Origin of the sequence: uncultured Cellulomonas sp. (assembly GCF_963527515.1) — a bacterium.
Lineage (GTDB): Bacteria > Actinomycetota > Actinomycetes > Actinomycetales > Cellulomonadaceae > Cellulomonas.
Map to the genome: position 1 here is coordinate 14,341 of NZ_CAURTV010000017.1, position 13,012 is coordinate 27,352.

A 13,012-nucleotide genomic window follows, 5' to 3' on the forward strand; every position below is an offset into this window, starting at 1 on the left:
TGCGGGCTACAGGACGTGCACGCCACCGGGACGGGCCAGGTCGATCGGGCCGTCGAACTCGGCCGACGCCTCGGCGACCGTGATCGCGGTGTCGTTCCAGGCGGGGATGTGCGTGAGCACCAGGCGGCCCACGCCCGCACGCGCCGCGGCCTGGCCCGCTCGTCGGCCGGTCAGGTGCACGCCGCGGGAGGCGTCGTCGCGCCCCTCGAGGTAGGCGGCCTCGGACAGCAGCAGGTCCACGCCTGCGGCCAGCGTGTCCAGCCCCGGGCAGCTGTCGGTGTCGCCCGTGTACGCGAGCGTCACCGTCCGCGCCGGGTCCGCCTCGCTGGGACCGGACACCCGGATGCCGAACGCGGGGATCGGGTGCTCGACGCGCACCGGCAGCAGCTGGAGCGGACCGACGGTGACCGTCTCCCCCTCCACCCACTCGACCACGTCGAACTGGTCGTCGGTGCTGGTCGCGGGATCCTTGCCGGCCATCTGCGCGAGCCGCTCCGCCGTGCCGACGGGACCGTGCACGGCCACCGACGGGCACGCGCCGCCCGGCCGGTACCGGCGCAGGACGTTGAGCACCACCAGGTCGGCCACGTGGTCGGAGTGCAGGTGGGACAGGGCGATGGCGTCGAGCGCGGTGGGGTCGCCGTACCGCTGCAACGCACCGAGGGCACCGTTGCCGAGGTCGAGCAGCACGGTCCAGGTGCGCCCGGCCGCGTCGTCGGCCTGCACGAGGTAGCCGGAGGCCGCGGAGTCGGCGCTCGGGAACGAGCCCGCGCAGCCCAGGACGGTGAGCCTCATCGCAGGACCCCGCTCGGCTCGACGGTCTCGACCTCGGGCCCGAGGAACCGCCGCGCGAGCGCGCGGAACTGGTCCGGGTCCCCGGTGGCCAGGAAGCGGTGCACCGGCGGACCGGCAGCCGGGTCCCGCTCCAGGTCGTGGGCGACGAGGGTCCGGTACACGTCCTTGGCGGTCTCCTCGGCGCTCGACACCAGGGTGACCTCCTCCCCCATGACGTACGAGATCGCCCCGGTGAGCAGGGGGTAGTGCGTGCAGCCGAGCACCAGGGTGTCGACGCCCTGTGCGCGGACCGGGTCCAGGTACTCGTGCGCGAACGCGAGCACCTCGGGGCCGGACGTGATGCCGGCCTCGACCAGGCGCACGAACTCCGGGCACGCCTGCGTGGTCAGCTCGACGCCGGGCGCCACCGCGAACGCGTCGTCGTAGGACCGCGACTCCACCGTGGACTTGGTCGCGATGACCCCGATGCGCCCCGACCGGGTGGCCGCCACCGCACGACGGGCCGCGGGCAGGATCACCTCGACGACCGGGATGCCGCGCCGCAGCGTGTACCGCTCACGAGCGTCGCGGAGCATGGCCGACGACGCGGTGTTGCACGCGATGACCAGCAGCTTCACGCCGGCGTCCACCAGGTCGTCCATGACCTCGAGCGCGTGCGCGCGCACGGCGGCCAGGGGCTTGGAGCCGTACGGGGTGTTGAGCGTGTCCCCGATGTAGAGGGTGGACTCCTGGGGCAGCTGGTCGAGGATCGACCGGGCCACGGTGAGCCCGCCGACGCCGGAGTCGAAGATGCCGATCGGGGCGTCGTTCACGCGGCCGAGCCTAACCGCTCGGCGGTCGGTGCTCGGACGCCGTCCCGCCGGCGCGCAGGTCGTGCAGCAGCACGTCGACCAGCGACTCCTGCAACCAGCTCAGCGCGCCGTACACGGCGACGAGGTACCGGCGGGCGGCGGGGTCCAGGGTGTCCGGCAGCTCGTCGCCGACGTCGGCCTGCGGCGTGTCGAGGAGCGCGTCGTACAGGCGCTCGGCCTGCTCGTCGGTCCGGACGCCCAACCGCTCCGCGAGCACGAGCCGGAGGTCGGTGAGCGCGGCCGCGACCTCGCGCGCATCGTCGGGTGCGACGACGAACGCGTCGGCCCGCCAGCCGTCCGAGGGCGTCGTCAGCGCGTCCCACAGGCGGCGCAGCCGCGCGATCTTGCCCGCCCGCAGGTCGTCCTCCGTGAGCCGCCGGAACTCGGCGGCGACCCGCGGGTCGTCGCGGGAGGCGTCCGGGAGCAGCCGCCGCACGGCGGGGTCGGTCGGCGGGGGCAGCGGCTCGATGCTCATGCGCGGGCTGCCGTCACCGGCCGGCGCGGCGTCCTGCGCCTCCAGGCGGCCACCGCCCAGCAGCTCGGCGACGTCGGCGACGAGGGCCGAGACCACCTCACGCTCGTCCTCGTCGAGGCGCGCCGCGTACATCCCGCGGCGACGCCGGAAGCCGCGCACTACTGACCGCTGCGCTGGAGCGTCGCCCAGAGGCCGAACTCGTGCATCGCCTGCACGTCGACCTCCATCGCCTCGAGGGAGCCCGTGGACACGACCGCGCGTCCCTGCTCGTGCACCTGTCGCATGAGTCTCTCGGCCTTCTCCCGGGGGTGGCCGAAGTACGACTCGAACACGTACGTGACGTAGCTCATGAGGTTGACCGGGTCGTTCCAGACGATCGTCACCCACGGGTCTTCTACCGCGGTCTTCTCCTCCTCCTCGACGCGGGCGTCGGGGAGGGTCTGCACGGGCACGCCGTCCACTGTAGGCGCACCCGCACCGAGCGGAACGCACGCTCAGCGCGGCACGGACGCGGGCGACGCGCCCGGTGGGCGCACGCGCCCTACGTTGGGCGCATGACCCACCCGCACACCCCCGGTACCGCGCTGCTCACGGACCGGTACGAGCTCACCATGCTGCAGGCGGCGCTGGCCGGCGGGACCGCGGGCCGCCGGTCGGTGTTCGAGGTGTTCACCCGGCGTCTCCCGCCGGGTCGCCGCTACGGGGTGCTCGCGGGCACCGGTCGCGTGCTCGAGTCGCTCGAACGGTTCCGGTTCGACGCCGCGGAGCTGGACTGGCTCGCCGACCAGCGCGTGGTGGACGACGCGACGCTCGCGTTCCTGTCCGACTACCGGTTCACCGGGTCCATGGTCGGGTACGCCGAGGGCGAGGTCTTCTTCCCCTCCTCCCCCGTCCTCGTGGTGGAGGGCACCTTCGCGGAGGCCGTCCTGCTGGAGACGCTCGTCCTGTCGATCCTCAACTACGACTCGGCCGTCGCGTCCGCCGCCTCCCGGATGACCAGCGCGGCGGTGGACCGACCGTGCCTCGAGATGGGCGCGCGGCGGGCGCACGAGGAGGCGGCCGTCGCGGCTGCCCGCGCGGCGGTCGTCGCCGGGTTCGCCGGGACGTCCAACCTGGAGGCCGGCCGGCGCTACGGGCTGGACACGATCGGCACGGCGGCGCACGCGTTCACCCTCCTGCACGACGACGAGCTGGCCGCGTTCCGGTCCCAGGTCGCCTCGCTCGGCCCGGCAACCACCTTGCTGGTGGACACCTTCGACGTGCGTCGCGGGGTGGAGAACGCCCTCGCCGCGGCGGGTCCGGAGCTCGGCGCGGTACGGCTCGACTCCGGCGACCTCGGCGTCCTCGCGCACGAGGTCCGCGCGCAGCTCGACGACGCGGGGGCGACACGCACGAGGATCACCGTGACGTCCGACCTCGACGAGTACGCGATCGCCGCGCTCGCGGTCGCCCCGGTGGACTCCTACGGGGTGGGCACGTCGGTGGTCACCGGCTCGGGGGCGCCGACGTGCGGCATGGTCTACAAGCTCGTGGCCCGCGAGGGCGCGGACGGGGTGCTCGCCCCGGTGTCGAAGGCTGCGCGGGGCAAGACCAGCGTGGGAGGCCGCAAGGCCGCCGCCCGTCGGCTGGGTCCCGACGGGCGCGCCGTCGAGGAGGTGCTGGTGGCGGGTGGCGACGACGACGTGCGGTCCTGGACGTCCACCGACCCGACGCTGCGGCCGCTGCACGCCCCGCTCGTCACCGACGGGGTGGTCTCGTCGGGCTGGACCGGCGCGGACGGGGTGCGTCGGGCAGCAGATCGGCACCGCGCCTCGCGTGACGAGCTGCCGCGCGGTGCGCGGCGGCTGTCTGCCGACGAGGCAGCGGTGCCGACCGTGACGCTGCGGCTCGGGGACTGAGGGGCCCGGCCGCAGCGTCGGTACTGCGATGTGGTCTCGGCTAGACGCGTGCGCGGCCCCGGCCGACGAGCCCGAGGATCAGGCTGACGACGAGCACGATGACGCCGATCCAGATGAGGAACGAGCCGATCTCCGTCGCGACGCCCAGGATGACGAGGACGACGCCGACGAGAATGAGGATGAGCCAGGTAGGCATGGTTGACCCTTTCGATCTGTGGTCACCGATCCGGCATCCGGGGGTACCCGGCGCCGTTGTGTCACGGAACAACCGTGGCAGCCCACCGGGCACTCGGCACGTCGAGGGAAAAGTTGCGCGCGAAGGACCGACTGCTATGTGGTCGCGCGTCCAGGGCCGTGACCTGCGGCTTTAAGGGGTAATTGCCACGTCCGCATGGTGAGATGGCCCTTGTGATTTCGCCCGGTCACGAGGTAATCGCGCGATGCTCATCTCAGCGCTTGCCGACGAACCACCCGCGGACCATCGCGACCCGGGCCGTCAGCTGGTCGGGATCGGCCAGGGCGACCTCCGGACCCCCGCACCGCCGCCGCAGCTCGTTGTGCACCGACCCGTGGGGCTGACCGCTCTTGCGCGCCCACGCCCCGACCAGCTGCGACAGCTCCTTGCGCAGCTCCGCCTGCTTGCGGTGGTCCATCTCCGCCACAGGCTCGGCCACCTTCTTGCGCCCGCTGATCTGGTCGGCCTGGCGCTGGCGCAGGAGGGCCGACACCTGGTCGACGTCCAGCAGCCCGGGCAGACCCAGGAAGTCGAGCTCCTCGTCGGAGCCCATCTCCGCCCCCGTCCCGAACTCGCCGCCGTCGAAGAGCACGCGGTCGAACGAGGCCTGCGCCTCCAGTGCCTCGAAAGCGCCCTGCTTGCCGTCCGGCCCGACCTCGTCCGGCCCGTTGCGCTCGCGGTTCGCCTCGTCGAGCAGCCCGTCGTCCAGCCCCACGTCGACGCCCTGCTCCTCGAGCGTCTTGGGGCGGTCGAGGGCGTGGTCCCGCTCGAGCTCGAGGGTGTGGGCGAGCGCGAGCAGCTGCGGCACGCTCGGCAGGAACACGGAGGCGGTCTCGCCGCGCCGGCGCGCCCGCACGAACCGGCCGACCGCCTGCGCGAAGAACAGGGGCGTCGCGGTGCTCGTCGCGTAGACGCCGACCGCCAGCCGTGGCACGTCGACCCCCTCCGAGACCATGCGCACGGCGACGAGCCAGCGCGAGTCGCCCGCGGAGAACTCGTCGATCCGGTCGCTCGCGCCGTCGTCGTCGGACAGGACGATCGTGGGTGACTTCCCCGTGATCCGGGCCAGGTGCCCCGCGTACGCCCGCGCGTCGCTCTGGTCCGTCGCGATGACCATCGCGCCGGCGTCGGGGATGGCCCGCCGGACCTCCGTGAGCCGGCGGTCGGCGGCCGCGAGCACGCTCGGGATCCACTCGCCGTTCGGGTCGAGCGCCGTGCGCCACGCCTGCGCGGTGATGTCCCTGGTGAGGGGCTCCCCCAGCTGGGCGCTCATCTCGTCGCCCGACTTGGTGCGCCAGCGCATGGAACCGCTGTAGGACAGGAAGATCACCGGGCGCACGACGTGGTCGCGCAGCGCGTCCCCGTAGCCGTACGTGTAGTCGGCGACGCTGCGCCGGATGCCGTCAGCGCCGCGGTGGTACGGCACGAACGGGATGGCCGCGGTGTCCGAGCGGAACGGCGTGCCGGTGAGGGCGAGCCGACGGGTGGCGCCCTCGAACGCCTCGCGCACCGCGTCCCCCCAGGAGAGCGCGTCGCCGCCGTGGTGCACCTCGTCGAGGATCACCAGCGTGGGCGCCGCCGCGGTCCGGGCGGCGTGCAGCGCCGGCTTGCTGGCCACCTGGGCGTAGGTGACCGCGACCCCGTCGAACCCGTGGCCGTGCCGGCCCTGCGCGTTGCTGAAGTTGGGGTCGAGCGTGATGCCCACCCGGGCGGCCGCGTCGGCCCACTGGCGCTTGAGGTGCTCGGTGGGCGCGACGACCGTCACACGACGGACCAGCCTGGCCTCGAGCAGCTCCGTGGCGATCCGCAGGGCGAACGTCGTCTTGCCGGCGCCGGGCGTCGCAACCGCCAGGAAGTCGCGCGGGTTGGCCGTCCGGTACTGCTCGATCGCCGCGGCCTGCCAGGCGCGCAGCTTGCCGGCCGTCCCCCACGGCGCACGCGCGGGGAACGCCGGCGGCAGCTGCGAGGCCGCCGACGAGGACGCGTGGGTCGAGGGGAGGGAGGACGGGCGCGGGGCGGCCGTCACGCGCCGCCGCTGCCGGGGTTGCGGCCGAAGCCCCACTTCCGGCCGCCGCCGGAGTCCTTGCCACCCTCGTTCTTGTCGCCGTCCTGCGGGTCGCGCAGGCCCTCGTAGATCTCCTTGCACACCGGGCAGACGGGGAACTTGTTCGGGTCCCGGCCGGGCACCCAGACCTTGCCGCACAGCGCGATCACGGGCTTGCCGCTGATCGCGGAGTTGAGGATCTTCTCCTTGCGCACGTAGTGGGCGAACCGCTCGTGGTCCCCCGGCTCCACCTGCTCGGTGGTCTCCTCGCGCTCGAGCACGCTGGTCGACGTGCCCGGGTCCGAGGAGTACGGGTCGTCCGGTGACGTGCGCTGCGGCTGCGGCTGGGGCTCGCTCATGGCGACGAGTGTACGTGCGGGGTGCGACACGGGCGGAGCGCGTCCAAGGCCCCGACGGCTACATAGACAGGCACACTAGTCGGTCCTACCATCTAGTCCGTGACCACCGATCCCTGGCCCGGCGAGTGGCTGCGCGGCGTCCTCGACCTGTGCGTCCTGGCGGTCCTGGCGGAGGGCACCACCTACGGCTACGCCATCACCGCCCGCCTCGACGAGCTCGGGCTCGGCGCCGTCAAGGGTGGCACCCTCTACCCCCTGCTGGTCCGGCTCGAGCAGGCCGGGCTGGTGACCACGCAGTGGCAGCCCGGGGTCGGTGGCCCGGGCCGCAAGTACTTCACGCTCACCCCCACCGGCCGCTCCGAGCTCGCACACCGCGGCACCGCGTGGCGGGACTTCGCCCACCGCACGGTCGCGATCGTCGACCCGACGCCCACAGACACAGCCACGACCTCGTCCGAGCGCCCGCCCACCACCACGAGGACCGCACCATGAGCGACACGCAGCGCACGAGCCCGACGATCCCCCCCGCCTGGCGGGACGAGCTCGTGCTCGCCCTGCGGGTGCGCGACGTGCCGGGCGCCCGGATCGGCGAGGTCCTCGCCGAGGTCGAGGAGTTCTGCGCCGACAGCGGTCTTGACGCGCGCGCCGCGTTCGGAGACCCCGCCGCCTACGCCGAGAGCCTCACGACGAGCACGGGTGAGGACCGACCTGGGCTGCGCGAGGACCTCGGCAGCGTCGGCCGCGCCCTCCCCGGCTTCCTCGGGCTGGTGCTCGTCCTGGCCTGCCTGGTCGAGGACGGCCCCGACCTCCCCCTCACGGCCGGCTGGCTGCTCGGGCTGCCGCTCATGCTCGGCGCGAGCGTCGTGGTGGTCCGGGCCGTCGGACGCTCGACCTCCGCCGGGTGGCGGCGTCTCGTCGCACCGGCCGCCGTCGTCGCGACGACCCTCGCGCTCGTCGTCGCGCTCGGGCTGCTGCTCACGGTGCCTGTCGCCACCGTTCCGGACGTCGTCGCCCTCCCCCTCGGCGGGCTCCTGCTCGTCGGCGACGCGGTCGCGGGAACCGTGCGCGCGCGCCGGCGGCCGACCGCGGACGTGGTGAGCGCGCCGGGCGAGGACCCGGCACAGGTCCGCCGCCGCAACATGCGCGCGGACGTGCTGGCCGCGTGGGTGCTCCCCGGCTTCACGGTGGTCGGCGTCGCGTTCCTGCTCGCGGCGGACGCCCTGCTCCCCTGACGGCTCAGAGACCCTGCCACGCCCGGCGTGAACGGGTTGCTCAGTGCTTCGGACGAAGATCCCACAGGACCGCATGCTGCTGTCCTGTGTATCCCCCGTCGTCGTAGATGAGGTAGCCGACGACCAGGCCGTGGCGGTTGACGTCGATCGCCCTGCCGCCGCTGAACGGGCCCTCCGCCGAGGAGAGGCTCGTCCCCAGCCGCACGGGCAGCCCCCACAGCCAGGCAGTCGGGCGGATGACAGGGTCGCCCGTCCGCCCGGTCCAGCCGACGTGGATGCCCCGATCACTCGTCCCAAGCGGCTCACCGATGCCCCCGCTGAAGGCGGGCAGACGCACGACACCGCGGTCGTGGGCCACCGCAGGGACCGGATTGCCCGTCATCGGCGGCGACCTGAGGAACCCGGTGACGACGCCACGGTCGTCGAGCTCGATGGGCGTGAACCCCGCGCTGAGCTCCCGGAACCGGCCGTCCGCCTCCCACACCCCGAAGCGGTCGTCGAGCAGCGCGACGAGCACCTGACCTCGCTCGTTGATGCTGAGCCCGATACTCCCCGAGCCGCCGGGGAGCTCCAACGCGGTCACGGCACCATCCCGCCAGACGACCGCCCGGGGCAGCCCGTCGACCCACGTGGACCCGGCGACCTCGCCCCGGTTGTTGATCGCGTCGCCCGTGGCGCTGCTCGACGGGACACCTGGCGAGCTGAGCGTGCGAAGCACGCCGTCGTCCCAGGTCGCGACCGACTCCACCTCGCCGACGCCCGACGGCACGATGGTCACCGCGGCCACACCGTGGTCGTTGATCCCGCCGGCTCCGCCGCTGCGTCCCGGCCCGAGGATGTCGACGGCCTCACCGTCCACCTCCCACACGAACGGGCGCGAGGCGTTGTCCACACTGACATTGAGGAGGACCTGGCCGGCCTCGTTCACGGCCCACGGTTGGCTCCAGCTGTACCCGGTCAGCACCTCGGTGAGGCCGTCACGCCACCGGAACGCGGACATGCTCCCCTCGTGGATTGCACCACCCACGACCACGCCGGAGTCCGTGACGGCCACCGGCGTGTAGTCGGTCCCCATGCCGGGCCCGCCCAGCTCGGTCGGCCGAGGGTACGTCAGCCCCCTCGACGTCGACCCGAGCTGCTCGGCCGAGCCCTCGGGAGCGGTGTCCGGGGCCGCCGCCGACGACGCAGCGGGCGCGGCTGCGAGCACCAGCGCACCGGCAGCGACCAGGGCGACGACCCGCCCGACGCGACCTATCGACAACGTGCCTGCGCCGTTCATGCGGGCCCCCACCTGCACGCGTCGGCCGTCCTCGGTCGGCGTCACCTCGAGGGTGGCACCGGACATACCGCACATCCAGCGCGTGCTGCGGGTTTCACCCGGTGTCCGCGCCGGGCATGGACCACCGGCGTCGCTCAGAGGCCTTGCCAGGCCGGCTTGGACGCGAACGTCTCCCGGTAGTAGGCGGCCAGCTGCAGCCGGCTGGCCGCCGCCTCGTCGACGAGCACCGTGACGTGCGGGTGGTGCTGCAGAACCGTCCCCGGCCACATCGCGCTCACCGGGCCCTCGACCAGCTGGTGCACCGCCTCGGCCTTGCCCTTGCCGGTGGCCACCAGGACCAGGTGGCGGGCGGACATGATCGTCGCCAGGCCCTGCGTCAGGACGTGCTGCGGGACCTGGTCGACGTCGCCGCCGAAGAACCGGGCGTTGTCCTCGCGCGTCTGCCGGGTGAGCGTCTTGATCCGGGTCCGCGACGCCAGCGAGGAGCCCGGCTCGTTGAAGGCGACGTGCCCGTCGGTCCCGATGCCGAGGACCTGCAGGTCGACGCCGCCCACGGACGCGATCGCGTCCTCGTAGTCCGCGCACGCCGCGACGAGGTCCTCGGCCAGACCGTCGGGCCCCCGCACCGCCCCGGGCGCGAAGTCCACCCGCGACACGAGGTCCTTCTCGATGACGTTGCGGTACCGCTCCGGGTGCTCCGCGGGGAGGCCGACGTACTCGTCGAGCATGAACGCGCGGGTGCGGGCGAACGAGAGGCCCCCCTCGGCGTGCCGGCGGGCCAGCTCGTCGTAGACCGCGAGCGGGCTGGACCCGGTGGCGAGCCCCAGGACCGCGTCCGGCTGCGCGCGCACCAGCTGCTCGATCGCGTCGGCAGCCAACCGGCCCAACTCGCGCCCTGGCGCGATGACGACCTCCATCAGACGTACTCCCCTCTGCCCAGCAGTGCGGCGCCGACGGCGCCCACCGGAACGTCCGCCGGCGCGAGGCTCACGCGGCGGGCCAGACCCATCGACGCGAGGAACGGCGACGCCTGCGCCTCGCGCTCGAGCTGCGCGGTGACCGCCCGCAGGAGCGGCTGCCCGAGCGCGCTCACCCCTCCGCCGATGACGACGAGCTCGACGTCGCAGGTCAGCACCAGGATGCGGACCGCCGCGGCGACGGCCCAGGCGAACTGGTCGCGGATCTCGATCGCGCGCGGGTCGCCCGCCTCCGCCGCCGCGAACAGCTCCTCGGGTGCGGGACGGCCGTACCGGCTGGGCCACGCGGCGTCCAGGGCGGACCCGGACGCGTACTGCTCGAGGCACCCCAGCTGCCCGCACTTGCACGGCAGCCCGTCGGGCACGAGCGTCAGGTGACCGATCTCCCCCGCTCCCCCGGTCGAGCCGCGCCGCAGCCGACCCTCGAGCAGCAGCCCGGCAGCAAGGCCCGTGCCCAGCGCGAGGAACGCGAGGTCGTGCACCACGTCCTCGTCGGTCGCGGCGTGCTCGCCGTCGACTGTGTGGGCGGCGCCCACCACGGCCACCGTGAGGTCGTTCTCCACGCGGACGCGCACGCCGAGCCGCTCGGCGACGCGCGCCGCCAGGGGCAGCCGCTCCTCGATGCCGAGGTTGACCGCGTGCTCGACGGTGCCGTCGGTGGGATCGACCACGCCGGGCAGGCCGATGCCCACCCCGGCCAGCGCGACCACCGGGATCCCAGCGCCGGCAGCCAGCTCCTCGACGACCGCGACGGCGGTCTCGACCACGCCGTCGGCCCCACCGACCGTGGCGGACCTCAGCTGGTGGCGCACCACGCCGTCGGCGTCGAGAAGCACGCCCAGCACCTTGGTGCCGCCGACGTCCAGCCCGACCGACCACTGCCGCGTGCCCCCGTCCGACGACCGCTCGTGCGGCGTCGGTATCCCCTGCGCGTCCACGTCAGCCCTTCACCGCACCCGCGACGAGCCCGGACGTCATCTTGTTCTGCACGAACAGGAAGAACACGATCACGGGGATCGCGATGACCGCGGAGCCCGCCATGACGACTCCCCAGTCGGTGGCCCGGTTGGACTCGACCAGGCCCTGCAGCCACAGCGGGAGGGTGCGCTGGCCGGGGTCGGTCATCACCACCAGGGCAAGGGTGTACTCGTTCCAGGCCTGCAGGAACCCGAACACTCCGGCGGCGACCAGTCCGGGAGCCAGCAGCGGGAACGTGATGCGGAAGAAGGCGCCGGTGCGCGACAGTCCGTCGACCATCCCGGCCTCCTCCAGCTCGATGGGCACGCCGGCCACGAAGCCGCGCAGCATCCAGATGGTGAAGGGCAGGATCGCCGCGGTGTAGACCAGCGCCAGACCGGCCACCTTGTTCACCAGGTTCCAGCCGTCGAGCATCTGGTACTGCGAGATGAACAGACCCTCGGCCGGGATCATCTGCACGATCAGGATGGTCAGGATGAAGCCCTTGCGTCCGCGGAACCGGAACCGGCTCACCGCGAGGGCCGCCAGGAACGCGAAGACCAGGGCCGCCACCAGCACGATCGCCACGACCGCCAGTGACACGCGCATCGACGTCCAGAAGCTCGGGTCGTCGATCACGCGCCGGAAGTTGGACAGCGTCCCCTCGACCGGGAAGAACGTCGGCGTCGGCGTCTGCAGCCGGTTCAGCGGCAGGAACGCGCTGTTGATCATCCAGTAGATGGGGAACACCCACAGGACCGACAGCGCGACGGCCAGCACGCCGAGGGCGCGGCGACCACCGCGGGACTGCGCACGGCCCGCCTCGGAGGACCTCGTGGGCCTGCCCGGTGTCGCGGCGACCGTGGGAGGGGCGGGTGTGGCGAGCGCGCTCACAGCTCGTCCTCCTTCAGCATCTGCCGGATGTAGAAACCGGTAAGGGCGAGCGTGATGACCAGCATGATCGTGGCGAGCGCACCGGCCTTGGAGAACTCGCTGGCGTAGGAGTAGATGAGGGTGCCCAGCAGGTTCGTCTCGCGGGTCGGGGCGCCCGCGCGCTGGAGCACGTAGATCTGTGTGAACACCTTGAAGTCCCAGATCACCTGCAGCAGCAGGACGATCGACAGGACGGGCCGGATCATGGGGATCGTGATGTTCCAGAACCGCTGGCGGGGCGAGGCACCGTCCAGCTGGGCGGCCTCCATCGTCTCCTCGGGCACCTGGAGCAGGCCCGCGTAGATGGAGAACGCCACGAACGGCACGGACATCCACACGACGATGACCGTCGCCACCAGGTAGAACGACAGCGGCTGGATGATCCAGGAGTGCCCGGCCATGTCGTCGATGCCGAACACGTTGGCCAGCACCCAGTTGATGACGCCGTACTGCGAGTCGAACAGCCACTGCCACACCGTCATCGACGCGAGCACCGGGGTGCCCCACGCCAGGAGCAGCGCCACCTGGAGCGTGAGGCGCGCGCCCCGGCCGATCCGGGACATCAGGACCGCGAACGCCACCCCGACCAGCATGGTCACCGCGGCGTTGACCAGGCAGAACGCGATCGAGCGACCGATGACGGTCCACACGTAGGTGTCGGTGAGCAGCTCGGTGTAGTTCTGCAGGCCCACCCACTCGGCGGGCTGGCCGAACTGCTGGCGCAGGCCGTACTCCTGGAAGGAGATGACGAACTGGCGGACCAGGGGGTAGCCCAGCGCGACCGCCATGAGGACGGCGGCGGGGACGAGCAGGCCGTACACGCCGAGCTGGCGGCGGCGTCGGCGCGGGAAGACGACGCTGACGTCGTCCTGCTGCAGCGGGGGGGCAGTGGCTGCCATGGGGGTGCTCCTGTCTGGTGGCACGACCGGACCGGCCCGCGTGAGCAGGCCCGGTCGTGCCCGGATCAGCTGGTCCGC

At 73.0% G+C, this 13,012-nt stretch carries 15 protein-coding genes; 3 read left to right on the forward strand and 12 right to left on the reverse strand.

What is annotated here, in order from left to right; genetic code table 11:
* Positions 1-6: 6 nt before the first annotated feature.
* From RYN42_RS06900 to clpS, 4 genes are read right to left on the reverse strand one after another with little or no spacing between them, the layout of a single operon-like run.
* Positions 7-795 (reverse strand): MBL fold metallo-hydrolase, encoded by a 789-nt coding sequence (locus RYN42_RS06900; protein WP_315094883.1) that lies wholly within the window; start codon positions 793-795, stop codon positions 7-9.
* A complete protein-coding gene (gene murI, locus RYN42_RS06905; RefSeq protein ID WP_315094885.1) occupies positions 792-1,607 on the reverse strand; it encodes a glutamate racemase in 816 nt (271 codons plus the stop codon). Before murI ends, RYN42_RS06900 begins: the two co-directional genes overlap by 4 nt.
* 10 nt (positions 1,608-1,617) lie before the next feature.
* Complete coding sequence (locus tag RYN42_RS06910; protein ID WP_315094887.1) at positions 1,618-2,280, reverse strand: DUF2017 domain-containing protein; 663 nt, start codon at positions 2,278-2,280, stop codon at positions 1,618-1,620.
* Positions 2,280-2,573: an ATP-dependent Clp protease adapter ClpS gene (gene clpS / locus RYN42_RS06915; protein ID WP_399552417.1), complete on the reverse strand. Its 294-nt coding sequence runs from the start codon at positions 2,571-2,573 to the stop codon at positions 2,280-2,282. The genes RYN42_RS06910 and clpS overlap by 1 nt, the downstream gene beginning before the upstream one ends.
* A 102-nt stretch (positions 2,574-2,675) precedes the next feature.
* Between clpS and RYN42_RS06920 the strand changes: the two genes are divergently transcribed.
* Positions 2,676-4,019 carry a nicotinate phosphoribosyltransferase gene (locus tag RYN42_RS06920; RefSeq protein ID WP_315094889.1) on the forward strand — a complete coding sequence of 448 codons (1,344 nt, stop codon included), beginning with the start codon at positions 2,676-2,678 and terminating at the stop codon, positions 4,017-4,019.
* A 40-nt stretch (positions 4,020-4,059) separates the two neighbouring features.
* Here the strand turns inward: RYN42_RS06920 and RYN42_RS06925 are convergent, their stop codons facing one another.
* From RYN42_RS06925 to RYN42_RS06935, 3 genes are all read right to left on the reverse strand, one after another.
* The gene (locus RYN42_RS06925; protein WP_315094890.1) at positions 4,060-4,215 is read right to left on the reverse strand and encodes a hypothetical protein; all 156 of its coding nucleotides are present in this window, start codon (positions 4,213-4,215) and stop codon (positions 4,060-4,062) included.
* Between the two features lie 253 nt (positions 4,216-4,468).
* Entirely contained in the window at positions 4,469-6,280 is a 1,812-nt protein-coding gene (locus RYN42_RS06930) for a DEAD/DEAH box helicase (RefSeq protein ID WP_315094891.1), read from the reverse strand.
* The gene (locus RYN42_RS06935; RefSeq protein WP_315094892.1) at positions 6,277-6,657 is read right to left on the reverse strand and encodes a DUF3039 domain-containing protein; all 381 of its coding nucleotides are present in this window, start codon (positions 6,655-6,657) and stop codon (positions 6,277-6,279) included. Before RYN42_RS06935 ends, RYN42_RS06930 begins: the two co-directional genes overlap by 4 nt.
* Positions 6,658-6,756: 99 nt before the next feature.
* Here RYN42_RS06935 and RYN42_RS06940 point away from each other — a divergent pair, with 99 nt between their 5' ends.
* Both RYN42_RS06940 and RYN42_RS06945 read left to right on the forward strand, forming a co-directional pair.
* Positions 6,757-7,149, forward strand: coding sequence for a PadR family transcriptional regulator (locus RYN42_RS06940; protein WP_315094894.1), 393 nt, complete (start codon positions 6,757-6,759; stop codon positions 7,147-7,149).
* Positions 7,146-7,889 (forward strand): hypothetical protein, encoded by a 744-nt coding sequence (locus RYN42_RS06945; protein WP_315094895.1) that lies wholly within the window; start codon positions 7,146-7,148, stop codon positions 7,887-7,889. Before RYN42_RS06940 ends, RYN42_RS06945 begins: the two co-directional genes overlap by 4 nt.
* 40 nt (positions 7,890-7,929) lie before the next feature.
* Here the strand turns inward: RYN42_RS06945 and RYN42_RS06950 are convergent, their stop codons facing one another.
* From RYN42_RS06950 to RYN42_RS06970, 5 genes are all read right to left on the reverse strand, one after another.
* The gene (locus RYN42_RS06950) at positions 7,930-9,234 is read right to left on the reverse strand and encodes a hypothetical protein (protein WP_315094896.1); all 1,305 of its coding nucleotides are present in this window, start codon (positions 9,232-9,234) and stop codon (positions 7,930-7,932) included.
* A gap of 68 nt (positions 9,235-9,302) precedes the next feature.
* Positions 9,303-10,085 (reverse strand): glucosamine-6-phosphate deaminase, encoded by a 783-nt coding sequence (gene nagB, locus RYN42_RS06955; RefSeq protein WP_315094898.1) that lies wholly within the window; start codon positions 10,083-10,085, stop codon positions 9,303-9,305.
* Entirely contained in the window at positions 10,085-11,083 is a 999-nt protein-coding gene (locus tag RYN42_RS06960; RefSeq protein ID WP_315094900.1) for an ROK family protein, read from the reverse strand. Before RYN42_RS06960 ends, nagB begins: the two co-directional genes overlap by 1 nt.
* Position 11,084: 1 nt before the next feature.
* Positions 11,085-11,996 carry a carbohydrate ABC transporter permease gene (locus tag RYN42_RS06965; protein WP_315094902.1) on the reverse strand — a complete coding sequence of 304 codons (912 nt, stop codon included), beginning with the start codon at positions 11,994-11,996 and terminating at the stop codon, positions 11,085-11,087.
* Positions 11,993-12,934, reverse strand: a complete 942-nt coding sequence (locus RYN42_RS06970) for a sugar ABC transporter permease (RefSeq protein WP_315094904.1) — start codon at positions 12,932-12,934, stop codon at positions 11,993-11,995. The genes RYN42_RS06965 and RYN42_RS06970 overlap by 4 nt, the downstream gene beginning before the upstream one ends.
* Positions 12,935-13,012 lie beyond the last annotated feature (78 nt).